The 22,581-nt window shown below is 71.6% G+C and carries 18 protein-coding genes, 1 tRNA gene and 1 pseudogene; 10 read left to right on the top strand and 10 right to left on the bottom strand.

Annotated features, from left to right (window positions below):
* Nucleotides 1–37: 37 nt before the first annotated feature.
* The gene (locus Aut01nite_RS39180; protein ID WP_043528410.1) at nucleotides 38–1,390 is read right to left on the bottom strand and encodes an AMP-binding protein; all 1,353 of its coding nucleotides are present in this window, start codon (nucleotides 1,388–1,390) and stop codon (nucleotides 38–40) included.
* Nucleotides 1,391–1,511: 121 nt separating this feature from the next.
* On the opposite strand from Aut01nite_RS39180, the gene Aut01nite_RS39175 reads away from it, so the two are divergent.
* The gene (locus Aut01nite_RS39175) at nucleotides 1,512–3,335 is read left to right on the top strand and encodes an ABC transporter ATP-binding protein (RefSeq protein WP_052164119.1); all 1,824 of its coding nucleotides are present in this window, start codon (nucleotides 1,512–1,514) and stop codon (nucleotides 3,333–3,335) included.
* A 47-nt stretch (nucleotides 3,336–3,382) separates the two neighbouring features.
* On the opposite strand, the gene Aut01nite_RS39170 is transcribed toward Aut01nite_RS39175, so the two are convergent.
* The 3 genes from Aut01nite_RS39170 to Aut01nite_RS39160 all read right to left on the bottom strand — a co-directional run bounded on the left by Aut01nite_RS39170 (nucleotide 3,383) and on the right by Aut01nite_RS39160 (nucleotide 7,570).
* Nucleotides 3,383–4,069: a phosphotransferase gene (locus Aut01nite_RS39170; RefSeq protein ID WP_052164121.1), complete on the bottom strand. Its 687-nt coding sequence runs from the start codon at nucleotides 4,067–4,069 to the stop codon at nucleotides 3,383–3,385.
* Nucleotides 4,070–4,197: 128 nt separating this feature from the next.
* On the bottom strand, nucleotides 4,198–6,342 hold the full coding sequence (locus Aut01nite_RS39165) for a 3-hydroxyacyl-CoA dehydrogenase NAD-binding domain-containing protein (RefSeq protein WP_204037905.1): 2,145 nt from the start codon (nucleotides 6,340–6,342) through the stop codon (nucleotides 4,198–4,200).
* 13 nt (nucleotides 6,343–6,355) lie between these two features.
* Nucleotides 6,356–7,570, bottom strand: coding sequence for an acetyl-CoA C-acetyltransferase (locus tag Aut01nite_RS39160; RefSeq protein WP_043528412.1), 1,215 nt, complete (start codon nucleotides 7,568–7,570; stop codon nucleotides 6,356–6,358).
* A gap of 114 nt (nucleotides 7,571–7,684) precedes the next feature.
* Here Aut01nite_RS39160 and Aut01nite_RS39155 point away from each other — a divergent pair, with 114 nt between their 5' ends.
* Nucleotides 7,685–8,890, top strand: coding sequence for a TetR/AcrR family transcriptional regulator (locus Aut01nite_RS39155; protein WP_052164122.1), 1,206 nt, complete (start codon nucleotides 7,685–7,687; stop codon nucleotides 8,888–8,890).
* Nucleotides 8,891–9,001: 111 nt separating this feature from the next.
* Nucleotides 9,002–10,831, top strand: coding sequence for an AMP-dependent synthetase/ligase (locus Aut01nite_RS39150; protein ID WP_043528413.1), 1,830 nt, complete (start codon nucleotides 9,002–9,004; stop codon nucleotides 10,829–10,831).
* A gap of 70 nt (nucleotides 10,832–10,901) precedes the next feature.
* Here Aut01nite_RS39150 and Aut01nite_RS39145 read toward each other — a convergent pair whose 3' ends face one another.
* A complete protein-coding gene (locus Aut01nite_RS39145; protein WP_043528415.1) occupies nucleotides 10,902–11,396 on the bottom strand; it encodes a FliH/SctL family protein in 495 nt (164 codons plus the stop codon).
* Between the two features lie 304 nt (nucleotides 11,397–11,700).
* On the opposite strand from Aut01nite_RS39145, the gene ybiA reads away from it, so the two are divergent.
* Nucleotides 11,701–12,243, top strand: coding sequence for a riboflavin biosynthesis intermediates N-glycosidase (gene ybiA / locus Aut01nite_RS39140; RefSeq protein WP_043528416.1), 543 nt, complete (start codon nucleotides 11,701–11,703; stop codon nucleotides 12,241–12,243).
* Nucleotides 12,244–12,307: 64 nt separating this feature from the next.
* Here the strand turns inward: ybiA and Aut01nite_RS39135 are convergent, their stop codons facing one another.
* The 3 genes and pseudogenes from Aut01nite_RS39135 to Aut01nite_RS39125 all read right to left on the bottom strand — a co-directional run bounded on the left by Aut01nite_RS39135 (nucleotide 12,308) and on the right by Aut01nite_RS39125 (nucleotide 15,467).
* Nucleotides 12,308–13,093: a S1 family peptidase gene (locus Aut01nite_RS39135; protein ID WP_043528418.1), complete on the bottom strand. Its 786-nt coding sequence runs from the start codon at nucleotides 13,091–13,093 to the stop codon at nucleotides 12,308–12,310.
* 128 nt (nucleotides 13,094–13,221) lie between these two features.
* Nucleotides 13,222–14,478: pseudogene (locus tag Aut01nite_RS39130) on the bottom strand (M14 family metallopeptidase); the annotation flags it as partial.
* A 71-nt stretch (nucleotides 14,479–14,549) separates the two neighbouring features.
* Nucleotides 14,550–15,467 (bottom strand): oxygenase MpaB family protein, encoded by a 918-nt coding sequence (locus tag Aut01nite_RS39125; protein WP_043528421.1) that lies wholly within the window; start codon nucleotides 15,465–15,467, stop codon nucleotides 14,550–14,552.
* Between the two features lie 62 nt (nucleotides 15,468–15,529).
* Between Aut01nite_RS39125 and Aut01nite_RS39120 the strand changes: the two genes are divergently transcribed.
* The 3 genes from Aut01nite_RS39120 to Aut01nite_RS39110 all read left to right on the top strand — a co-directional run bounded on the left by Aut01nite_RS39120 (nucleotide 15,530) and on the right by Aut01nite_RS39110 (nucleotide 17,970).
* Nucleotides 15,530–16,162: a GntR family transcriptional regulator gene (locus Aut01nite_RS39120; RefSeq protein WP_052164124.1), complete on the top strand. Its 633-nt coding sequence runs from the start codon at nucleotides 15,530–15,532 to the stop codon at nucleotides 16,160–16,162.
* A 183-nt stretch (nucleotides 16,163–16,345) separates the two neighbouring features.
* Nucleotides 16,346–17,470 (top strand): acyl-CoA dehydrogenase family protein, encoded by a 1,125-nt coding sequence (locus tag Aut01nite_RS39115; RefSeq protein ID WP_043528424.1) that lies wholly within the window; start codon nucleotides 16,346–16,348, stop codon nucleotides 17,468–17,470.
* Nucleotides 17,471–17,616: 146 nt separating this feature from the next.
* Nucleotides 17,617–17,970 carry a DUF1304 domain-containing protein gene (locus tag Aut01nite_RS39110; RefSeq protein WP_063958817.1) on the top strand — a complete coding sequence of 118 codons (354 nt, stop codon included), beginning with the start codon at nucleotides 17,617–17,619 and terminating at the stop codon, nucleotides 17,968–17,970.
* A 374-nt stretch (nucleotides 17,971–18,344) separates the two neighbouring features.
* On the opposite strand, the gene Aut01nite_RS39105 is transcribed toward Aut01nite_RS39110, so the two are convergent.
* The gene (locus tag Aut01nite_RS39105; protein ID WP_043528425.1) at nucleotides 18,345–19,133 is read right to left on the bottom strand and encodes an SAM-dependent methyltransferase; all 789 of its coding nucleotides are present in this window, start codon (nucleotides 19,131–19,133) and stop codon (nucleotides 18,345–18,347) included.
* 110 nt (nucleotides 19,134–19,243) lie between these two features.
* On the opposite strand from Aut01nite_RS39105, the gene Aut01nite_RS39100 reads away from it, so the two are divergent.
* Complete coding sequence (locus Aut01nite_RS39100; RefSeq protein ID WP_052164125.1) at nucleotides 19,244–20,407, top strand: ankyrin repeat domain-containing protein; 1,164 nt, start codon at nucleotides 19,244–19,246, stop codon at nucleotides 20,405–20,407.
* 66 nt (nucleotides 20,408–20,473) lie between these two features.
* On the opposite strand, the gene Aut01nite_RS39095 is transcribed toward Aut01nite_RS39100, so the two are convergent.
* Nucleotides 20,474–20,899: a YybH family protein gene (locus Aut01nite_RS39095; RefSeq protein ID WP_043528427.1), complete on the bottom strand. Its 426-nt coding sequence runs from the start codon at nucleotides 20,897–20,899 to the stop codon at nucleotides 20,474–20,476.
* Between the two features lie 57 nt (nucleotides 20,900–20,956).
* On the opposite strand from Aut01nite_RS39095, the gene Aut01nite_RS39090 reads away from it, so the two are divergent.
* Both Aut01nite_RS39090 and Aut01nite_RS39085 read left to right on the top strand, forming a co-directional pair.
* Nucleotides 20,957–21,029 (top strand) — tRNA-Ala (locus tag Aut01nite_RS39090).
* A 381-nt stretch (nucleotides 21,030–21,410) separates the two neighbouring features.
* Nucleotides 21,411–22,577, top strand: a complete 1,167-nt coding sequence (locus Aut01nite_RS39085) for an FIST signal transduction protein (protein ID WP_043528428.1) — start codon at nucleotides 21,411–21,413, stop codon at nucleotides 22,575–22,577.
* Nucleotides 22,578–22,581 lie beyond the last annotated feature (4 nt).

Below are 22,581 nucleotides of genomic sequence, written 5' to 3'. Positions count from 1 at the left end.
GAGCTGCTCGATCGGCAGGGTCCCGTGCCGAGTTGAGTCATCCGGCGGTGAGCAAAGTCTTCTGCACCTTTCCCATCCCGTTGCGCGGCAGGCTGTCGACCAGATGCACGACCCGGGGACGCTTGTGCACGGCCAGCCGTTGCGCCACGAAATCGGTCAGCTCGGCCGGGCTCACCGGGTCGGCCACCACGAACGCGGTGATCTGTTCGCCCAGATCGGGGTGGGCGACGCCGACCACCGCGGCCTCCCGGACCGCCGGGTGCAGCAGCAGGGCGTCCTCCACCTCGCCGGCGCCGACCCGGTAGCCGCCGGTCTTGATCAGGTCGGTGGAGGCGCGGCCGACGATGCGGTGCCAGCCGTCCGGGCCGATGGTCGCGACGTCACCGGTCGGGTACCAGCCGTCGATCAGATCGGGTGCCCGCACACCGCCGTCGCGCAGGTAGCCGTCCAGCAGGGTGGGGCCCTTCACCTGGAGGTGGCCGATGGTCTCGCCATCGAAGGCGTCGGCGGGCAGCGGCGCGCCGGACTCGTCGGCCAGCCGGGTGGTGACGCCGGCCAGGGGCAGGCCGACGTGGCCGGGGCGGCGTTCCCCGCCGGCCCGGGCGCTGACCGTGATCAGGGTCTCGGTCATGCCGTAGCGCTCGACCGGGGCCTGGCCGGTGAGCGCGGCGAGCCGGTCGAACACCGGGACGGGCAGCGGGGCGCTGCCGGAGACCAGCAGCCGGGCTCTCGCCAGCGACCGGGCGGCGGCGGGGTCGGCGGCGATCCGCGACCAGACGGTGGGCACCCCGAAGTACATGGTTCCGGCGGTCCGGGCGTACGCCGCGGGGGTGGGCCGATGGGTGTGCACCAGCCGGGAACCGAGCCGCAGCGGGCCGAGGACGCCGAGGACCAGCCCGTGGACGTGGTACAGCGGCAGGCCGTGCACCAGGGTGTCGGCGGCGGTCCACTGCCAGGCGGCGGCGAGGGCGTCCAGGTCGGCGGCGATCGCGTCCCGGGAGATCACCACGCCTTTCGGGGCGCCGGTGGTGCCGCTGGTGTAGAGGACCAGTGCCGGGCCGTCACCCTGGACCGGCGGCGGCACGCTGCCCGCGCGCATCGTGGGCCGGATCAGCGTCGCGCCCGAGTCCCGCAGGATGTGGTCGCGTTCCAGGTCCCCGGCGTCCGGCGGGATCGGCACGATCGGCACCCCGGCCAGCAGCGCTCCGGTGACCGCCACGATGGTGGGCAACCCGGGGACCGCCTCGACCGCGACGATCGGCGCCCCGGCGATCTGCCCGGCCATCCCGCCGGCGAGGCCGAGCAGCTCGTGGCGCGACAGCGTGCCGTCCGGGGTGACGACGGCGCCGGCCAGGTCGGCGGGGTCGTGCAGGGATGCGAGCAGAGGCATGACCGGATCCTACGAAAGGGCGACGGCTGCGCCCCTTGCCGCGCTCGGACCAGCGCCGGGGTCGTTGCCGTTGCCCGAAATGCGTGCCTACCGTCGTGATCTCCCGTCGAGAGGGGTTGCCATGGCGGATCTGGCCCGGTGGCGGGACCTGCGCCGGCTGACCCGCGGATACCGCCGCGCGATCCTCACCGCCGCGGGGCTCGGCCTGCTCGGCACGCTGCTGGCGCTGACCCAGCCGCTGCTGGCCCGCACCGCCGTCGACGGCGCCGTGGCCGGGCGCCTGCCGTGGCCGGTGATCGGGGCGCTGATCGCGCTGTTCACCGCGCAGGCCGCCGCGCTGGCGCTGGCCCGGTACGTGCAGGCGCACACCGGCGAGACGATGACCCTCGACCTGCGCCGGCGCGTCACCGGCCACCTGCTGCGGGTGCGGATCGCGGCGCTGGACGCCGGCCGGATCGGTGACCTGATCGCCCGGGCCTGCGGCGACACGGTCGCCGTGAAGACGCTGATCGCGCAGAGCCTCGGCACCGGGCTGGCCGGGACGATCGGGCTGGCCGCCGCGCTCGGCCTGCTCGGCTGGCTCGACCCGTGGCTGCTCGGGGCGGTGGTGATCCTGTTCGGCGGCTCGTTCGCCGCGCTGCTGGCGGTGGTGCGGCGGGTGCGGATCGAGTCCCGGGCCGCGCAGACCGCCGAGGGTCTGCTCGCTGCCGATCTGGAACGGGCCCTCGGCGGTATCCGGCTGGTCCGGGCCTGCCGGGCCGAGGCGGCCGAGGAGGAGCGGCTGGAGTCGTCGGCGCGCGGCGCGTACCTGGCGAACCTCCGGACGGCCGGGATGGTCGCGCTCAGCGGGCCGGCCAACGACCTGGCGGTCAGCGGCGCGTTCCTGGCGGTGCTGCTGCTCGGCGCGACCCGGGTGTCGTCCGGGGCGATCACGCTCGGCGACCTGGTCGCGTTCACGCTCGCCATGACGTACCTGGCCGCTCCGGTCTACGAGATCTTCCAGGCGGTCAGCGCGGTGCAGCAGGGCTCCGGCGCGCTGCACCGGATCAACGAGGTGCTGGCGATGCCCACCGAGAAGGACCGGGCCGTCGGGGTGGTCCCGTCGCCGCGCGCCGCCCGGGCCGCGCCGGCGCTGGAGTTCCGGGACGTCTGGTTCGCTTACCGGCCGGGGCGGCCGGTGCTGCGCGGCGCCCGGTTCACGGTGCCGGTCCGCGGGCAGGTCGCCCTGGTCGGACCGTCCGGGGCGGGCAAGTCGACGATCTTCGCGCTGGCCGAGCGGTTCTACGAGCCGGACCGGGGCGCGGTGCTCCTGGGCGGGCGGAACGTGCGGCTGATCCGGTACGCCCGGCTCCGCGCCGCCGTCGGCCTGGTCGACCAGGACAGCCGTCTGCTGGCCGGCACCCTGCGGGAGAACCTGCTCTACGGCGCCGGGCCGGTCGACGACCGGGAGATCCGCCGGGTGCTGGCGATGACCGGGCTGCACCGGGTGGTCAGCGGGCTGCCGGACGGCCTGGACACCCCGGTCGGTGACGCCGGGCGGCGGCTCTCCGGCGGTCAGCGCCAGCGGGTCGCGATCGCCCGCTGCCTGCTGGCCCGGCCGGACCTGATCCTGCTCGACGAACCCACCGCCCATCTCGACCCGGAGAGCGAGCAGACCCTGGCCACGACCCTGCACGAGGTGTCGTCGGTGTGCGCGGTGCTGGTCATCGCGCACCGCTTCTCGACGGTCCGGGCCGCCGACCGGATCATGGTGGTCGAGAGCGGCCGGATCGCCGCGGAGGGGACGCACGACGAGTTGTCCCGGTCCAACGCCTACTATCAGCGGCTTTCCGGACAAAACCCGTTTAATGGTACGCCCGTCACCGTTCCGCCCAGCGTGACCCGTCCCGTCGGCCCCCACGCGAGGCGGGCGACCGTCGCGCCTTTGCCGCGACCGCCGGGCTGAGCGCGGTGGGTACCGGTACGAGACGGCGACCGCACGGGGCCGGCCGGTCAGCCGGGGAAGGTGGCGAGCTCCTTCACGGCGGCGGCGAGGCGCAGATCGAGGCCGGTACGGATCAGTTCACGGCAGTCGTGGTCACCGGCCGTGGCCAGACGGCGGATGTCGTGGATGGCGGCGCTGATCCGGTCGCGGACCTCGCGGACCATGCCGCCGGCGGTGCCGCGCCAGCCGTACGCGTCGAGGAGCAACCGCAGCCGTCGCGGACGGTCGACGAGCGACGTCCAGCCCTCCGCGGCGGCATCGCCGTGGGCGTTCAGCGGCACCCAGGCGAACGCGGTGAAGGCGAGATCGGCGTCCCGGGTGACCGGCCCGGCGAAGTCCCAGCCGACGAAGCCGGTGAGGCGCCGGCCGGAGCGGGTGGCGTTGTACGGCGCCGTGTCGTTGTGCCCGATGATCAGGCCGGGTTCCCAGCTGCCGCCCTTGCGCCAGACCGCGTCGGCGGGCGGGACGAAATCGGCGACCGCCTCGTGGTACTCGCGCAGCCATTGGGCGACCTGCCAGAGCGTGTCGTCCTCGCGGGCCCACTCGGGCCAGGGCAGCGCCGGGCCGGTCGAGCCGGCGCCGGCCGGTGGCACGCCGTCGAACTGTGACTGCTCCAGATGCCGCAGCAGGGCCTGGACCGCGGGGGTCCACGGCTCACCCGCCGGGCCGCTGGGTAACTCCGGTTCCCAATGCATGATCAACCTCCGGCATGGACGGTAGTCCGGAGATCATCGATCATGCATCGGCCGGGTGTCGGATTTCGCCGCTTCGGTGTGTGCGGTTCGGCCGCCGTACACGCCCGGACCACACACACCGAAGGTTTCTAGACGAACGTCTCGCCCGCGTCGGCCTTGGCCAGCAGCAGCGGCGGCGGGGTGAACCGGTCGCCGTACCGCTCGGCCAGCTCACGGGCCCGGGCCACGAAGCCCGGCAGCCCGCCGGCGTACTGGTTGATGTACTGCAGGACGCCACCGGTCCAGCCGGGGTAGCCGATGCCGAGGATCGAGCCGATGTTCGCCTCGGCGACCGAGCCGAGCACCCCCTCGTCCAGGCACTTCACCGTCTCGATCGCCTCGATGAAGAGCATCCGCTCCTTCAGGTCCTCGAACGGGATGTCCACACCGGGCTTGGCGAAGGCGGACAGGCCCGGCCAGAGCCCGGTGCGCTTGCCGTCGGTGTACTCGTAGAAGCCCGCGCCACCGGCCCGGCCCGGCCGCTGGAACTCGTCGATCATCCGGTCGATGACCTCGTCGGCCGGGTGCGCCGCCCACTGCTGCCCGGCGGCGGTGGCGGCCGCGCGGTACTCGTTGCGGATCTTCCGCGGCAGGGTGAGGGTCAGCTCGTCCATCAGCTGCAGCACCGGCGCGGGGTAACCGGCCTGGCTGCTGGCCTGCTCGATGCTGGCCGGCGGGACACCCTCGGCGAGCATCGCGATGCCCTCGGTGGTGAAGGTGCCGATCACCCGGCTGGTGAAGAAGCCACGGCTGTCGCCGACCACGATCGGGGTCTTGCGCAGTCGCCGCACCACGTCGAGTGCACGGCGTACCGCGAGCTCTCCGGTCTTCTCGCCCTTGATGATCTCGACCAGGGGCATCTTGTCGACCGGGGAGAAGAAGTGCAGCCCGATGAAGTCCGCCTGCCGGGTGACCCCCTCGGCGAGCAGCGTGATCGGCAGCGTCGAGGTGTTGGAGCAGAGCAGCGCGTCCGGCGCGACGATGCCCTCGATCTCGGCGAACACCTTGTGCTTGAGCGCCGGGTCCTCGAAGACCGCCTCGATCACCAGGTCGGCGCCGGCCAGGTCGGACACCTGGTCGGTGGCGGTGATCAGGTCGAGCAGGGACCGGCCCTTCTCCTGGGTGATCCGGCCGCGCTCGACGTCCTTGGCGACCAGCTTCTCCGAGTAGCCCCTGCCGCGCCGGGCGCCCTCCAGGCTGACGTCGCGGAGCACGGTCGGCAGGCCGGCGCGGGCGCAGACGTACGCGATCGCGGCGCCCATCATGCCGGCGCCGAGCACCGCCACCTTGGTGATCGGCGGGACCTCGCCGATGTCGCGCCGGCTGACCTCGTTGAGGTCGAAGAAGAACGCCTTGACCATGTTCTTGGCGACCGGGCCGGTGACCAGATCGACGAAGTACCGCGTCTCGATGACGAACGCGGTGTCCACATCGACCTGCGCGCCCTCGACCGCGGCCGACAGGATGTTCTTCGGCGCCGGGTAGTTCGCGCCCTTGAGCTGCTTGCGCAGGTTGGCCGGGAAGGCCGGCAGCATCGCGGCCAGGGCCGGGGTGGACGGGGTGCCGCCGGGGATCCGGTGACCCTTGGTGTCCCACGGCTGGGCGGCCGACGGGTTCGCCGCGATCCACGCCTTCGCGGCGGTGATCAGCTGCTCCGGGGTCTCCACGACCTCGTCGATCAGGCCCAGCTGCCGGGCCTTGGCCACCTTGTGCCGGGTGCCCTTGAGCAGCACCTCCATCAGCGCGGTGGCCAGGCCGAGCAGCCGCACCGTGCGGACCACACCGCCGCCGGCCGGCAGCAGCCCGAGGGTGACCTCCGGCAGGCCCACCTCCAGCTTCGGGTTGTTCAGCGCGATCCGGTGGTGGGTGGCGAGCGCCAGTTCCAGGCCGCCGCCCAGGGCCGACCCGTTCAGCGCGGCGACCACCGGCTTGCCCAGCGTCTCCAGCCGCCGCAGCTGGCCCTTGACCCGGGTGGACGTGTCGAACACGTCCTGACCGCGGTCGGCCGGCACCGAGCCGAGCTGGTCCAGGTCGCCGCCGGCGAACCACGAGCTCTTCGCCGACGTGATGATCACGCCGGCGATCTCGTCGCGTTCCGCCTCCAGGCGGCTGACGGTGGCCTCCATGCTGGCCACGTACGCGTCGTTCATGGTGTTGGCGCCGCGGCTCGGGTCGTCGAGCGTCAGGATGACGATGCCGTCGTCACCGCGGTCGTAACGGATGGTCTCAGACACGTTCGATTTCCCCTCAGAGCCGTTCGACGATGGTGGCGATGCCCATGCCGCCGCCGATGCAGAGCGTGGCCAGGCCGTACCGGCCGCCGCGCCGCTCGAGCTCGTCGACGAGGGTGCCGAGGATCATGGCGCCGGTGGCGCCCAGCGGGTGGCCCATCGCGATCGCGCCTCCGTTGACGTTGACCTTCTCCGGGTCCAGCTTGAGGTCGTCGACGAAGTGCAGCACGACCGCCGCGAACGCCTCGTTGATCTCGACCAGGTCCAGGTCGTCGACGGTCAGCCCGGCCTTGTCCAGGGCCTTGCGCGCGGCCGGCGCCGGGCCGGTCAGCATGATGGTGGCGTCGGCGCCGCTGAGCGCGGCCGACACGATCCGGGCGCGCGGGGCGATGCCGGCCCGCTCGCCGGCCCGGGCCGAGCCGATCAGCACGAGGGCCGCGCCGTCCACGATGCCGGACGAGTTGCCCGGCGAGTGCACGTGGTTGATCTTCTCGACCCAGTGGTATTTCTGGAGCGCGACCGCGTCGAAACCGCCCTGGTCGCCGATGGCGGCGAAGGAGGCGGGCAGCTTGCCCAGGCTCTCCACCGTGCTGTCCGCGCGGATGTGCTCGTCGCGGTCGAGGATCAGCAGGCCGTTGCGGTCGCGGACCGGCACGACCGAGCGGTCGAACCAGCCGTTCTCCCAGGCGCGGGCGGCTTTCTGCTGGGAGGCGACGGCGTACGCGTCGACGGTCTCCCGGCTGAACCCGTCGAGCGTGGCGATCAGGTCGGCGCTGATGCCCTGCGGGACGAAGTCGGTGTTCAGCGCGGTCTCCGGGTCCATCGCCCAGGCACCGCCGTCGGAGCCCATCGGCACCCGCGACATCGACTCGACACCACCGGCGAGGACCAGGTCCTCCCAGCCGGAACGCACCTTCTGCGCGGCGATGTTGACCGCCTCCAGCCCGGAGCCGCAGAAGCGGTTGAGCTGCACACCGGCGGTCTCGGCCGGCAGGCCGGCGGCGAGGGCGGCGGTCTTGGCGATGTCGGAGCCCTGCTCGCCGATCGGGGACACCACGCCGAGCACCACGTCCTCGATGTCCTGCGGGTCGACGGTCGGGAAACGCCGCCGCAACTCGTCGATCAGGCCCACCACGAGCGAGATGGGTTTCACCCCGTGCAGGGATCCGGTCTTCTTCCCCCGGCCGCGCGGTGTCCGCACGGCGTCGTACAGATAGGCCTCGGTCGTCATCGACTGCTCCCCTGGATGCGAATTGCGGCTAACTTTTGCCGATGTTTCCGCTAGGTGTCAAGGATACGAAGTCGAACGTCGGGCGAACCACAGATCACCGCTAGGCTGGTCCAGGTGAGCATCGCAGCATCTGACGAACCGGCCTCCGCGGGGTTGCGGAAACGGCCGAAGAACCGCAAGGCGCAGCTCGCGCTGGCGGCGGCCGAGATGTTCTGCGAGCGCGGTTATCACGGGGTCAGCCTCGACGAGATCGCCACCGCCGTCGGCATCAGCGGCCCGGCGATCTACCGGCACTTCCCCAACAAGTACGCGATGCTCGTGCACGCCACCCGCCGGCTCGTCGACACCGTGCTGGCCGCCACCGACCTGCCCGCCGCGGACGGCCCGGAGCAGCGGCTGCATCAGCTGCTCGGGGTGCTGGCCCGGCTCGCCGTCGAGCACCGCCGGGTGGCCGGGCTCTACCAGTGGGAGTGGCGGTACCTGACGCCCGAGCACCGTGCGGAGTTCCTGGCCGAGCTGCGCACGCTGGGCCGGCGGCTGGCCGCGCCGCTGCGGGAGCTGCGCCCCGAGCTGACCGGCCGGGACGCGCACGCCCTGGTCCGCGCCGTGCTCAGCGTCTTCGGCAGCCTCGGCACGCACCGGGCCGCGATCGTCCGCGGCCGGGCCGAGGCGGCTCTGCGCCGGGTGGCCTGGGCGGTGCTGCGCGACGAGCCGCCGACGCCCCTGGTGCCCGAGCCGGAGTGCCCGCGGCCCGAGCCGATCCTCGGGGTGACCGCCCGCCGGGAGATCCTGCTCGCCGAGTCGATCAAGCTGTTCCACCGGCACGGGTACCACGCGGTCGGCGTCGAGGACATCGGCCGGGCCGCGGGGATCAATGCGTCGAGTGTCTATCGTTACTTTCCCGGCAAGGCCGACATCCTCGCCGCCGCCTTCTACCGCGCCTCCGAGCGCGTCGCCGAGTCGACGGCCGCCGCCCTCTCCGGCGCCACCGGCGACGAGGACGCGCTGCGGCGGATGGCCGAGTCCTACGTGGAGCTGACCTTCGAGCGCAGCGCCCTGGTCGCGGTCTACCTCGCGGAGAACAACAACCTGCCCGAGGCGGACCGCCATGAGCTGCGCAAGGTGCAGCGGCTGCACGTCGAGGAGTGGGTCAGGCTGCTCGTCCGGCTGCGTCCCGGGCTGCCCGTCGCCGAGGCCCGGGTGCTGGTCCACGCGGGCCTCAACCTGGTCACCGACCTGAGCCGGCTGGTCCGTTTCGACAGTCGTTCGGGGATGGACCGGCATCTGGTCCGGCTCACTCTGGCGGTGCTGTACGCCTGATCGCGGGCGAAAAAGTTAGGCCGGATTCGCATGCTGCCTTCCCAGGAAGTTAGTGCGCGTTTACAGTCGCGCCATAGCCGCCCGTCTTCGGCTCCTTCCAGGAGGCAGCTCATGGATCCCGTTCTCGAACAGCGCTGTGCCGACATGGCGCGCGATCTGACGATTCCCGCACTGCTGCACCGAAACGCCACGGAATTCCCCGACCTGCCGGCGCTCAGCCTGCTCGGCTCGCCGGACACCCTCACCTGGCTGCAGTTGCGCGACGAGGTCACCGCCCTCTCCCGCGGGCTCGCCGACCTTGGCCTGCGCTCCGGCGACCGGATGCTGATCATGATGTCCAGCCGGCCCGAGCACTGGCTGGCCGACCTCGCCGCCGTCCACCTCGGCGCGCTGCCGTCCACCGTGTACGCCACCCTCTCCACCGACCAGCTGCGCTACCTGGCCCGGCACAGCGGTGCCCGGATCGTGGTGCTGGAGGACGAGGCGGCCGTCCAGCGGTGGGCGCCGATCCTCGACGACGTCCCGGAGATCAGCCGGGTGGTGGTCGCCGACCGGGACGGCGACACCGACACCGGCCGGATCGTCACGCTGCGGCACGTCCGGGCCCGTGGCGCCGCGGCCCATCAGGCCGACCCGGCCGCCTTCGAGAAGACCTGGCGGGAGGTACGGCCGGACCAGCCGGTCACCCTGCTCTACACCTCCGGGACCACCGGCGACCCGAAAGGCGTCGTGCTCACCCACCACAACGTCATCTACCAGACCGTCGTCATGCAGCACACCATCGAGACGCCGGACCACGCCCGGTCGCTGGCCTACCTGCCGCTGGCGCACATCGCCGAACGGGTGCTCGGCGTCTACAACCCGATCTACCGGGCCGGGCACGTCGTCATCTGCCCCGACCCCGCCCAGCTGCTCGCCGGGCTGGTCACGGTCCGTCCGGTGTCGTTCTTCGGGGTGCCGCGGATCTGGGAGAAGATGGTCGCCGGCGTGCAGGGGCAGCTCGCCGCCGCAGAGCCGCCGGTGAAGGCCGCGGTGGACGCCGCCCGCGAGGTGGCTCTGGAGGTGTACCGGCTGCGCGCGGCGGAGGAGCCGATCCCGGCCGAGCTCGCCGCGAAGCACGAGGCCATGGACGCCCGGATCCTCAAGCCGCTGCGGGCCAAGCTCGGCATGGACGACATGCGGTGGGCCGGCAGCGGGGCCGCGCCGATCCCGGTCGAGGTGCTGCTCTACCTGGCCGGTATCGGGATCGACGTGCTCGAGGTGTGGGGGATGACCGAGACCACCGGCACGGCGACGATCAACACCCCCGAATCCTTCCGGACCGGTACGGTCGGCAAGCCCAACGGCGGCATGGAGATCCGGCTCGCCTCCGACGGCGAGATCCTGGTCCGCGGGCCGCTGGTCTGCGCCGGCTACCTGCGCGCCGACGGCGGTGTCGACCCGGTCACCGACGCGGACGGCTGGCTGGCCACCGGCGACGTCGGCGCGTTCGACGACGACGGCTTCCTCACCATCACCGACCGCAAGAAGGAACTGATCATCAACTCGAGCGGGAAGAACATCTCACCCGCCCAGATCGAGAACCTGCTGCGGGCGCACCCGCTGATCGCCCAGGCCGTCGCGATCGGCGACCGGCGGCCGTACGTCACCGCCCTGATCGTCCTCGACGAGGAGATCGCCCCGCTCTGGGCCCGGTCCAAGGGCTTGCCGGTCCGCACCATCGCCGATCTGGCGGCCGACGAGGTGCTGCGGTCCGAGATCGCGGCCGCGGTGTCGGCGGCGAACGCGAAACTGTCCCGCCCCGAGCAGATCAAGACGTTCCGGATCCTGTCCCGCGGGTGGACGCCGGAGACCGGCGAACTCACGCCGACGCTGAAACTGCGCCGCCGGATCATCACCGACCGCTATGCCGAGGAGATCGGCGAGCTCTACGCGCATTGACAGCGCTGAGAACGGCGGCCGGGACGCGATGTCCCGGCCGCCGTTCTTCAGCTTGCCGGCAGCGGTCCTGCTAGTAGCAGTACTGCCGGGATGCGCGTTCGAATCCCTGATCGAAGCCGCGCTGGTAACCCTTGGCGTAGGCGTCCTCGTCGAACTGGCTGTACGCCTTCGCGCCGTACCCCATCATCCTGCGGCAGTCCTTGCGGGCCTGGTTCCACCCCGTCTGGTAGCCGGCGTCGAAGCCACGCTGGTAGCTCTGCGCGTAACCGCCCTGGCCGGGCGGCTTCGGCCACGGGTGCGGATACGGCTTGGGCGGGTAGGGCTTGGGCGGGTACGGCTTCGGCGGATAGGGCTTGGTCGGGTACGGGTTCTGCGGGTACGGGTTCGGCGGGTACGGGTTCGGTGGGTACGGGTCGCCGTACGGATCCGGCGGCGGGTACGCCGAGTCCGTCACGACCACGGCATGCGACTCGGAGGCCGCGGCGGCGGTGGCCGTGAGCGCGATTCCCGAGGTCGCCAGAACGAACGCACCGGCGGCGAGAACGCAACGCTTTCCGATGTTCATGAGTGTTTTCTCCCCGTGTCCCCGGGCCTCCGGAATGGCGTCCCGGTAATGACCCGAAAACTACGCCCGGCAAAAGCGCGCCACCCGCGGAAACGGCTACGGCTGGGCCGATCAGCCAGAATTGCCGACTTTTCAGGCAGGAAGCCGCGAATCATCCCGGCCGTGCTGTGGCATGCGCCATCGCCCCCGCTGTGAGCTGCCGTCGGTCGTCGTCCCCGCCTACCGCACGATGGCCCGCAGCCCCGCTTCGCCGGCTGAAAATCGCCGTGCGGTGGAGGTGCCGGGCAGGGCAGACTCTGCGGTCATGGACGAGGGGATTCGCGGTGTCGCTGACCTGCAGGCGGCCGTGGCGGCGGGGCGGCGGGTCAAGTACCTGTTCTTCTGGGGGCATCAGGACGCCGGGCGCGGCTACCTGAGCCAGTGGTACCCGTCGGTGTTCACCGTCGAGGGGGTGCGGTTCGCGACCGCCGAGCACTACATGATGTGGCGCAAGGCCGTGCTCTTCGGGGACGCCGCGATGGCGGAGAAGATCCTGGCGGCCGGGCATCCGCACGAGGCGAAGAAGCTCGGCGGCCGGGTCGCCGGTTTCGACCAGGCGGTCTGGGAGGAGCACCGGACGCCGATCGTGGTGGCCGGCAACCTCGCCAAGTTCGGCGGTGACCCGGCCATGCGCGACTACCTTCTCGACAGCGGCGACCGGGTGCTGGTCGAGGCCAGTCCGCTGGACCGCGTCTGGGGCATCGGCCTGTCCCGCGACGACGAGCGCGCCGCGGACCCGTACCGCTGGCGCGGCCTGAACCTGCTCGGTTTCGCCCTCATGGAGGTCCGCGCCCGGCTGCGTGCGTAGACGTGCGAGAGCACGGGCCGGGCGCCCGCGAGGTCGGCGGGCGCCCGGCGCACGGTGGGAGAGGTCAGCCGCCGAGGGAGGTGGCGGCGGACCGGATCGCCGAGGAGAAGTAGCTGACCTGGGTGTAGACGCCCGGCTTGTTCGGGCGGGCGCAGCCGTCGCCCCAGCTCACGATGCCGACCTGGACCCAGCCGGAGGCGCCCTGGCGGAACATCGGGCCGCCGGAGTCGCCCTGGCAGGTGTCGACGCCGCCGGCGGTGTAGCCGGCGCAGATCTCCTCGGCGGCGATCACCTGGCCGCCGTACATGCTGCTGGAGTTGCAGGTGGCGTCGCTGACGAACGGCACGTTCGCCTTGAGCAGGTAGCGCTGCTGCGCGCCGCCTTCCCGGTTGGCGCCCCAGCCGGCGACGGTGAACGTGCCGGTGTCGTACGCGGTGGAGGTGGCGATCGGCAGCGTGGCGACGCCGGTGACCGGGTTGGCCAGGCGGATGAACGCCCAGTCGTCGCCGTTGCCGTTGTAGCCGGGCGCCCGGTAGACGTAGTTCGACTTGCGGGTGACCCGGCTGGACGACTGCAGGTCGACGACGCCGAGGGTGGCCGTGATCGACGTGTTCGCGCCGGTCCGGCTGACGCAGTGGGCCGCGGTCAGCACCAGGGTCGGGCTGTAGAGGGCGCCGCCGCAGCCCATCGACAGCCGCACCATCCACGGGAACTCGCCCAGCGCGGCGCGGGTGCCGCCGACGACGTACGGGGTGACGGGGTCGCCGGCCGCCGCGGCCGGGTTGGGGGACATCGTGGCCGCCGTGACGGCCGCGGCCAGGATCGCCAGAAGGGTTCGCCATCTGCGCATGTGGTTCTCCTCGGGTCGGGGTACACCGAGCGTCCCATTGATATAGACCGATATAAACATCCCGCATGGCTTATACCGCGCGGCCCCGGCGACGTCGGGTCGCCGGGGCCGCGCAGCCGTACCGTCTAGCAGTAGGTCGCCTGCTTGCCGATCACCTTGTACGGGCAGTCCGCCGCCTCGGCCAGCATCAGCGCCGCCGTCCGGTTGCGGGCCGTCTCCGCCGGGATCACGCTGGCCGGCGGGTAGAAGCCGCCACCGCCCGAGCTGCCCGGGTAGAGCTCGAACGTGTACGCGAAGATCTTGTGCACACCCCACAGCCAGTCCAGCGAGTCGCCGTCGGTGATGTAGAGGTCGCTCGACTGCTGCGGCGTGTACCCGTTGGTGGCCGCCATCTGCCGTCCCAGGGTGGCGAACGTGTTGGCCTGGTCGGCGTTCATGCCGGTCGCGGTGTTCGCGGTGGTGTGCCCGTACGGCCACAGCACCAGCTTCGAGTACGAGTGGAAGTCGATCGCCGCCTTGATCTGCTGCACGCCCCCGACCACCCGGCTGTTGACGAAGTCGCGGATCGCGCGGACCTCCGGCGCGGAGAACGCCGACGGGCCGCGGTAGGTGGCCGACGACGGGCTGCCGGAGGAGCCGCCGCAGCAACCCCACTGGTAGCCGTAGTTCCGGTTCGGGTCGGTGCCGATGTAGCTGGACCCGCTGTTCGGCTGCCGGTTCTTGCGCCACGACCGGTAGCTGCCGGTGGCGATGTCGTACTCGACGCCGTCCGGGTTCACCATCGGCACGATCCACAGCTCGCGCGTGTCGACGATGTTCCTGACCCGGGTGTCGCTGGCGTACGTCCTGGTGAACTGCCCGAGCAGGTACAGCGCCTGCTCCACGGTCAGGTGCTCGCGGGCGTGGTGGTTGGCGTCGAAGAGGACCTCCGGCTCGGCCTCGTCGGTGCCGACGTTGTCGGAGATCTTGACGGCCACGATGTCGCGGCCCTCGTACGACTTGCCGATCACCCGCTTGCTGGCGATCGACGGGTACGCCGCCACCACCGAGTTGATCTCGGCGACCGTCTCGGCGTAGTCGTGGTAGGCGGCGTCCGCGGGCGGGAAGGCAAGCGTCCGCGCCGCCGGTTCGACGGTGAACCCGAGCCGCTTGAGCCGGGCCACCTCGGCGCCGGTCGCGGTGACCGTGGCGACGCCGTGCTCGATGTCGTCGACGGCCACACCGGTGCGGGCGATGACGTTGCGCTGCGCGACCGTCCGTACGTCGTAGATCTCGTATTCCGCCGCGGCGTCGAACTGTTCGGCGCCGGCGGGGGAGGAGGCGGACACCGCCGTGGACACGCAGAGCGCGACCGCGGCGAGCACCGCGAAGGACCGTCGTCTCATGAACGACCTCCGGGATCTGGGGGAGTCGGGTGCTCACAGCAAACCCCCAGATATCGAAGGTGGGCAATGCATCAGGGCATGCCAATATCCCCCGGACCCTGACGTGATGACCGGCGGAACTCGGCCGGCAGGTCGTCCGGCGGGGGAGGGGCGCCGAGGTCGGACGGCTGGAGAGCACCCGGATAGCCGGGGTAGGTGCGGTTCCGCTTCGACTCGCCGAGGACCGATCGCCGGCGTGGCGGGAAGAACCGCAGCGCGTACGCGCGGGCCTTCAGGGAGATCTCGGCCCCGCCGCCCACCCAGGCCGGCGCCGGGTCGAAGCCGAACGCCCGCAGCATCCGATCGTCGAGCATCCCCCGGACCCCGAGCCGCACCGCGGGCCGCAGCGGGCCGGGGAACCAGGCCGCGAAAAGGTCCACGGTGTACTGCCCGATCTCCTGATTCGTCGTACTGAAAACGAAATTCCGCTCCTCATAAGAGAGCTTGAAAGCCAGGAACGACTGGTACGTGTCCGGGATGTCGCGGATGCCCATCCGCTTGCCGACGGCCCGGTAGTAGTGGAAGGCGGCCAGCTTCTCGTGGGGGTGCAGAGAGCGCCAGCCGAAACGGGTGATCCAGTCGATCGGGTCGTAGACGAAGGTCGACAGCACGTACAGCATGTCGTCGTTGCTGATGGCGTATCGGCCGTGCGCCCGGTTCACCACCTTCAGCGCCTCCTTGCCGCGGGGCGAGTCGTACCCGTGCGCCGCCATCTCCCCCATCAGCAGCGCCGTGTCGTCGTAGCGCCGCTGCGGCCGGTCCCGGAACTCGCCGGTCGCCGCGAGGAGCTTCGAGATGCTCGGCACGCAGTACGTCCGGAACAGCGCGAACTCCAGCGCCCGGGTGTAGTCCCAGGGGAACTCCCGCCCCGACGAGATCTGGTAGATCTCCAGGTGGTCCTGTTCCGGATCGAGGGACGCTATCCGTCTCGCCAGGTCGTAACGGCCCATGTCGACATCCTCCTTTTTTGATATTTGATACGTTGGCGGCCCATGAAGCGAGAGGTGGGGGCATGCTTTCCGAGGAGGTCGCCGGCGCCCTGCGCGGTCGGATCATGTCCGGTGAGCTGCGGCCCGGCGCCCGCATCCGGCTCGAAGAGGTGGCCGCCGGGCTCGGTGTCAGCATCACCCCGGTCCGCGAGGCGCTGCTCACCCTGCGCGGCGAGGACATGGTCGAGCTCGAGCCACGCAAGGGGTACGTGGTCGCCCCGTTGTCGCGCCAGGACATCCTCGACGTGTTCCAGCTGCAGGGTGACATCGCCGGGGAGCTGGCCGCCCGGGTCGCGACCGCGGTCACCGAGGCCCAGATCGCCGAGCTGCGGGTGGCGCACAACAAGGTCGCCCGGGCCCGCCGCGCCGCCGACGTGGAGACGTACGAGTACGAGTTCCACCGCGCCGTGAACCGGATGGCCCGTTCCCGCAAACTGAGCTGGTTCCTGCACACCGCCACTCGGTACACCCCGGCCCGGGTCTACTCCGCCGACCCCGGCTGGCGCGACGGCATGCGCGCCGACCATGAGGCGCTGCTCGACGCGTTCGCCGCCGCCGACGCCGGCGCCGCGCGCACGGCGATGACCAGACATTTCACCGACGGTGCGGAGCGCCTGGTCAAACACCTCGACGACCTGGGCATCTGGGAGCATTGATCCGTTTCCGAGCGTGTCGATCGCGGCCGTCATCCGCGCCTGCCCTCCCCGCCCCGGCAGATGAGTCTTGCGGCCCCGGCCGTCGATCGTCTCGACGGCTTCTCTGCCCGGATTTGATATTTGATATGTTACGGTCGCTGTCAATGTAGTGATTCACCTGCACTAACTCGGGAGGGTGATGACATGAGCATCGATATCAGCGACGAGCAGAGGGCCTTCACCGCGGCTGTCGACGACTTCTGCCGCCGCGAGGCCGGCACGCGCGAGCAGCGCGGCGACAGCCCGCACCACGCCGGCCTCTACCAGAAGATGGCCGACCTCGGCTGGCTCGGCGTCACCGTTCCCGAGGAGTACGGCGGCTCCGGCGCCGGCATGGTCGACACCTGCCTCTTCCTGGAACGCGTCGGTTACGGCCAGGCCCCGATCGGCGGTTTCACCACCAGCGCGATCGTCGCCGCCGCCATCCAACGCTCCGGCAGCGAGGAACAGAAGAAGACGGTCCTCGGCGGCCTGGTCGACGGCCGCGTTCACGCGATCGCGATGAGCGAGCCGGAGGCCGGGTCGGACGTGGCGAACCTGTCCTGCCGCGCCGTGCGCACCGGCGACGGCTGGGTGATCAACGGCCAGAAGACGTGGTGCTCCAACGCCCACATCGCCGACACGATCCTGCTCGTCGCCCGGACCAGCGGCAGCGCCGGCGACCATGCCGGCCTCACCATGCTGCTGGTGCCCGCGGACCGCCCCGGCCTGCGGATCAGCGGCATCGAGACGATGGGCGGCAAGGAGGTCAACGACCTCTACTTCACCGACGTACGCGTCCCCGCCGACGCCGTGGTCGGCACCGTCGACCAGGGCTGGCAGCAGCTGATGGCCGGCCTCAACGTGGAACGGCTGATCCTGGCCGCCCTGATGCTCGGCACCGCGCAGCGCGCCTTCGACGACGCCCTCGGCTTCATCCGCGAACGCAGGCAGTTCGGCCGCCCGGTCGGCACCTTCCAGGCGCTGCGCCACCGGATCGCCGACCTGGCCACCGAGATCGAATGCGTCCGCCTGCTGGTCCACCGGGTCGCCACCCTGACCGACCGCGACCCCGGCAAGGTCCTTCCGCGGGAGAGCTCGATGGTGAAACTGAAGGCCACCGAGGTCGCCCGGGAGGTCGCCCTGGCCGGCATGCAGATGATGGGCGGCTACGGCTACGCCACCGAGTACGACATGGAACGCCACGTCCGCACCACCCTGGTCAGCACCATCTACGGCGGCACCAGCGAGATCCAGCGCGACATCATCGGAAAGACCTACGGCCTCTGAATCCCTTTCCGGTACGGGACCGGCAGCACCCGAGAGCGGTCGGGACCGTCCCGTCGGCCTTCCGGGGCGACGTCTCCCGGTGATCCGGCCCGCAGCGCCCGCTGCGGGCCGAATGCGGTGGTCACGGTCCCGGTACGCTCCACCCCATGATGATCGTCGGGAACGTCCTCGCCGCGGTCGTGGCACTGATCCACGTGTACATCGCGGTTCTCGAGATGTTCCTGTGGACCAGGCCCCAGGGTCGCAAGGCCTTCAACCTGACACCGGAGTTCGCCGCCCAGACCCGCGTCCTCGGCCTCAACCAGGGCCTCTACAACGGCTTCCTGGCCGCCGGCCTCTTCTGGGGCCTGCTCGGCGGCGGTTTCGGCCCGCTCGTGTTCTTCCTGGTCTGCGTCGCCGTCGCCGGTGTCGTCGGCGCCCTCACCGCCAGCCGCCGCATCATCTACATCCAGACCGTCCCCGCGGTCCTCGCCCTGATCCCGGTCCTGCTCGCCCACTGATCCCGCCCGACGACAAAGCGCCGTCCTCGCCCTGATTCCGGTCCTGCTCGCCCACTGATCCCGCCCGACGACAAAGCGCCGTCCTCGCCCTGATTCCGGTCCTGCTCGCCCACTGGCGGCAAGGCCCGTCCTCGCCCGGCCCCGGTGACACGGTTGCGGCGGATCACGGCGTGGAGCGGAGCCAGCCGGGGGTGACCGGGACGCGCATGCATGAGCCGCACCGGGGGACGGTCGTGAGGTGACGCCTGCCGTGGCCGCCGCGAGGCACGCGACGTTTGCGTGGCCCGTACCGAAGCATGGTGTGACCGAGGCACCGCGGACCGGAAGCGGACAACCGCCGTAGCAGTGTCGGGAGGCCGGCGGACGTGACCGGGTTACTTGAGGGCCACGCCGCCGTACATGAAGACGGCGGCGTCGTCGACGCCCTCGTCCTCGGCGGTGGGATGCCAGTGGTGGACGGGGACGACGCCCGGGTCGAGCAGGGTGAAGCCGGTGAACAGGGACTCGACGCCGGCGCGGGAGCGGGCGACGACCGGGACACCGTTCTGGTTGTAGGTGTTGACGGTGCCCTGGCCGGCCTCGTCGTTGTCGATGGTCACCACCGACAGGGCGAGCGCGCTGCCGGCCGGGAACGGGGCCATCAACCGGCCGATGATGTCGCGGGCCTGATCGTCGTCGGTCACGTGCTGGAGGACGGCGATCAGCGTGACGGCGACCGGCCTCGACAGGTCGAAGCCCTCGGTCACGGCGTCCGAGGTGAGGATCGTGCCGGGGTCGCGCAGGTCGGCGTCCAGGTAGGACACGGCGCCGGTGCCGACCGGGGTGAGCAGCGCCCGGGCGTGGGTGAGGACGAGCGGGTCGTTGTCGACGTAGACGATCGTCGCGTCGGGGGCCACCCGCTGGACGACCTCGTGCAGGTTGGGCGAGGTGGGCAGGCCGGTGCCGACGTCGAGGAACTGGCGGACGCCGCGCTCGGCGAGGAGGGTGACGGCCTTGGCCATGAACCGGCGGTTGGCCTTCATCGAGATCGGCAGAGTCGGCGTGTGCTGGAGCGCCTGCTCGGCGGCGCGCCGGTCGGCCTCGAAGTTGTCCTTGCCGCCCAGCAGGTAGTCGTAGATGCGGGCCGAATGGGGACGATCGGTCTGCAGGTCACCGGGTGGCATGGGGGGCTCCTCGATAACGGTCAGCGGGGCTTCAACGTGACACATCAGACACCCGATCCGCTACCCCGGGCCGGCGTACGGCGTACCGGAAGCCGCTTTAGCATCGAGGGATGGCTGCCGTGACCGCACCGCTGACCGGTGATGATCTTCGGATCGCCGGCGCTGCCGGGATCGCCGTTTTCGAGAACCGGCTGATCCTCGACGCGCAGCCACCGATCGACGACGACACGCTGCGCGCGGTGGCCGCCCGCTGCACCGGCACGCTGCCGCCGGGGCTGGTCACGCTGTGGAGGACCACGTTCGGGGGCCGGATCGACTACCGGCCGGGCGATCAGCTCTCGTTCACCGAGCTGTTCTACCCCGATTCGGACGGCTATCAGGATCTGTGGGGCTGGATCGATCACGAGGCGGAGACGAGCGGTACGGACCGGCTGCGGTTCCTGCCGTTCGGCGGCTTCGAGTACCTGGACCGGCTCTATGTGGACACCGCCCCCGGGCCGGAACACGGCGCGGTCGTCTACTGGCAGCAGGGACTGCCGCCGGGCTGGGAACTGATCGAGGACGATCGGGCGGGCGCGTTCGCCGCCGGCGTTCCGGAGCTGTTCCGGCGGCTCGCGCTGGAGGACGACCCGTGGGGCGACGAGGGCGCCGGCACCGGGTCCGAGCTGCGCGACGCGGTCGACGAGCTGGCCGAGGAGGAGCCGGACGTCGCCGCCAAGCTGCGCGACCTGGTCCGAGCCACGGTTCTGGACTGGCGTGCCGCGTTGACCGGGGGCACCGTCGCCGCCGACCCGCGGTTGCGGCGGCTCGCGATCGACCGGGTCGCCGCGGCCGGGGACACCGCAACGCTGGAGCGTCTCGCCGCGGCCGGCTGCGATCTGGCCGAACCGGTCCGCAGCGACCTCACCGCGATCGACATCGCCCTGCTCGGCGGCCACCTGGACACCGTGGAGCGGCTGCTCGGCCGGGACGTCCCGGTGGTCAACACACTGCGGGCCGGCGCGCACGCCGCCGGCCCCGACCTGGCCCGGCGCCTGATCGACCGGGGCGCCGTGGTCACCGCGGACGCGGTCGACCGGGCTCTCGACGACGGCGACCCGGAGGTGATCCGGATGCTCGCCGGGCACCTGCCCACGACGGACGGGCTCCGCGACGCGGCGACGCGGATCCGGATGCTCGCCGCCCAGGCCCGGCAGGCCGCCGAGCGTTCCGGCGACGATCGCGACCGGCGCCGTGCGGAGGTTCTGACCGAGCTGGCGGACCGGGCCGGCTGACCGCGCGGGCGGACGGGGCGGGTTCGACCGCGTGGGCGGGCCGGGCCGGTCGACCGCGTGGAAGCCTCACGGCTGGAGGTCGATCAGCGCCTTCCCGGTCGCCGCGTCGAACGGCACCGACTCGTGGTCGTGGACGATCAGCCAGCGCCCGTCCACCCGGCGGCAGCCGAGCGTCGCCCGGACCCACATGTCGACCTCGCCGCCGATCTTCAGCGTGCCGCTGACGTGGTAGAGGAACGAGCAGAACCCGACGTCGCCGTCCACGGTGACGTGCAGATCGCGGACCTCGTACCCGATCACGGAGGCGTACGCGTCGAACCAGGCGCGGGTGGCCTCCTCGACCGCCTCGTTGCCGCGGCCGTGCAACGGCGGCAGCACGTTGAACGTGATGATGTCCGGGTGCTGGCGGGCGGCCAGCGGCGCGGGATCCTTCGCCGACACGGCGGCCACTCGCTCGGCCACCAGTTCACGCAGTTCCGCTTCACCGTCCATGGGATGGATGGTATCCCGGCGGCGGATCGGCCAATCGTTAAGATGTTCGATCGGGTGAGGGTCGTAGCGCAGAGGTCGTCGCGCCATCCTTGCAGGGGGGAAGACGCCGGTTCGAATCCGGTCGGCTCTCACTCACCCGTTCCCGGCCACCATGACGTCCGCGTCGTCGAAGCCGGCCAGTGCCGTTCAGCTCGGGTGGATCCATTCCTCCTTTCGGGAGGGGCGCCGGGCGGCTGCGGGGACGGGGGGACGGCCGCCCGGCCTCGGTGGGGACTCGGTAGACCGTCGGCCGGCCGGTGCGCGAGCATGCCGGTCACGCCGGCGAGGAGCGGTCCGCGGATGCGCATGGGGATTCGCCTTCCGCCGGGGATTGTCACAGGACCCTGCGTGGCCCGTACCAGAAATGTCCGGTCCGGAAGTGACCCGTGCCCCAAGCCTCAGAAGGCGCGCCGCAGCGCCGATGTTTCGCTCCGGACGGCACGCGCGGCGGGCCGCAGGCGAAGGAGCGGACATGGGCGCGACCGGGGAACGCTGGTTGGGAGTCGGACGCAGCCTGGCGGCGGACCCCGCCGAAGCCGGCGCACAGGCCTGCCGCGAAGCCCTCGGCGGGCGCACGGCCGGGCTGCTCGTCGTCTTCGCGTCGCTGACGCACGCCACCCTGGAGATGGCGCAGGCGGTGCACGCCGAAGCCGGCGGCGACGTCCTCATGATCGGCTGCTCGACGTCGGGGGAGTTCAGCAACGACGGCAGCGGCGCCGGCGTCGTCGTCAACGCGCTCGGCGGCTACTCCGCGGCCGTGCGGGCGGTGCCGCGTGAGGTCGACGACCTGTACGAGGCCGGCATCACCGCCGCCTCCTGTCTCGACGACGTCGACGGCGAGCACAGGGTCGTGCTGCTGCTCGGCGACGGCCGCAGCAGCGACCAGCAGGAGATGGTGCGCGGCGCCTACACGGTCGCCGGCGCCGCCGTGCCGCTCGTCGGCGGTTGCGCCGGCGACAACGTCACCCAGACCGGCACCTTCCACTTCTTCAGCGACGGCACCACGGTCCGGCTGATGCCGAACGCGGTGCTCGCCGCGGCCCTCGCCGCGCCGGTGCCGTTCGGCATCGGATCCGCGCACGGCTGGCACAAGGTCGGCGAGCCGATGGTCGTCACCCGCAGCGAATCCGGCACCATCTACGAGCTCGACGGCGAACCGGCCCTCGACGTCTACCTGCGCCGCACCGGCGGCGTCCCCGGCCTGGAAACCGACCCGGACGCGTTCCTGCAGTTCGCCACGGTACGGCCGCTCGGGCTGGCCCGCCGCAGCGGCGAGGACATCCGGATCATCTTCGCCGCCGACCCCACCGAACGGTCCCTCTCCGGCCTGGCCGACACCCCCGAAGGGGCGATGGTCTGGTTCATGGAGGCCGACGACGACGAGATCGTCGACGCCACCGCGTCCGCGGCGGTCGCGGCCGTCTCGCAGGTCACCGCACCGCTGGGGGTGCTGGTCTTCGACTGCTGCGTACGCCCCATCGCGCTCGGCCCCGACCGGACCGACCTGGCCGTCACCCGGCTGCGCGACGCGCTGAAGCCACTGCCGTACGGCGGTTTCTGGTCCAACGGCGAGATCGTCCGCAAGCCGCAGGCCAAAGGCATGCACCACCTGACCGTCGTCGCGCTCGCCGTCGGCTGAGCCC

Source organism: Actinoplanes utahensis, assembly GCF_016862455.1.
GTDB lineage: Bacteria > Actinomycetota > Actinomycetes > Mycobacteriales > Micromonosporaceae > Actinoplanes > Actinoplanes utahensis.
This window is presented reverse-complemented; position numbering and strand designations above follow the sequence as displayed.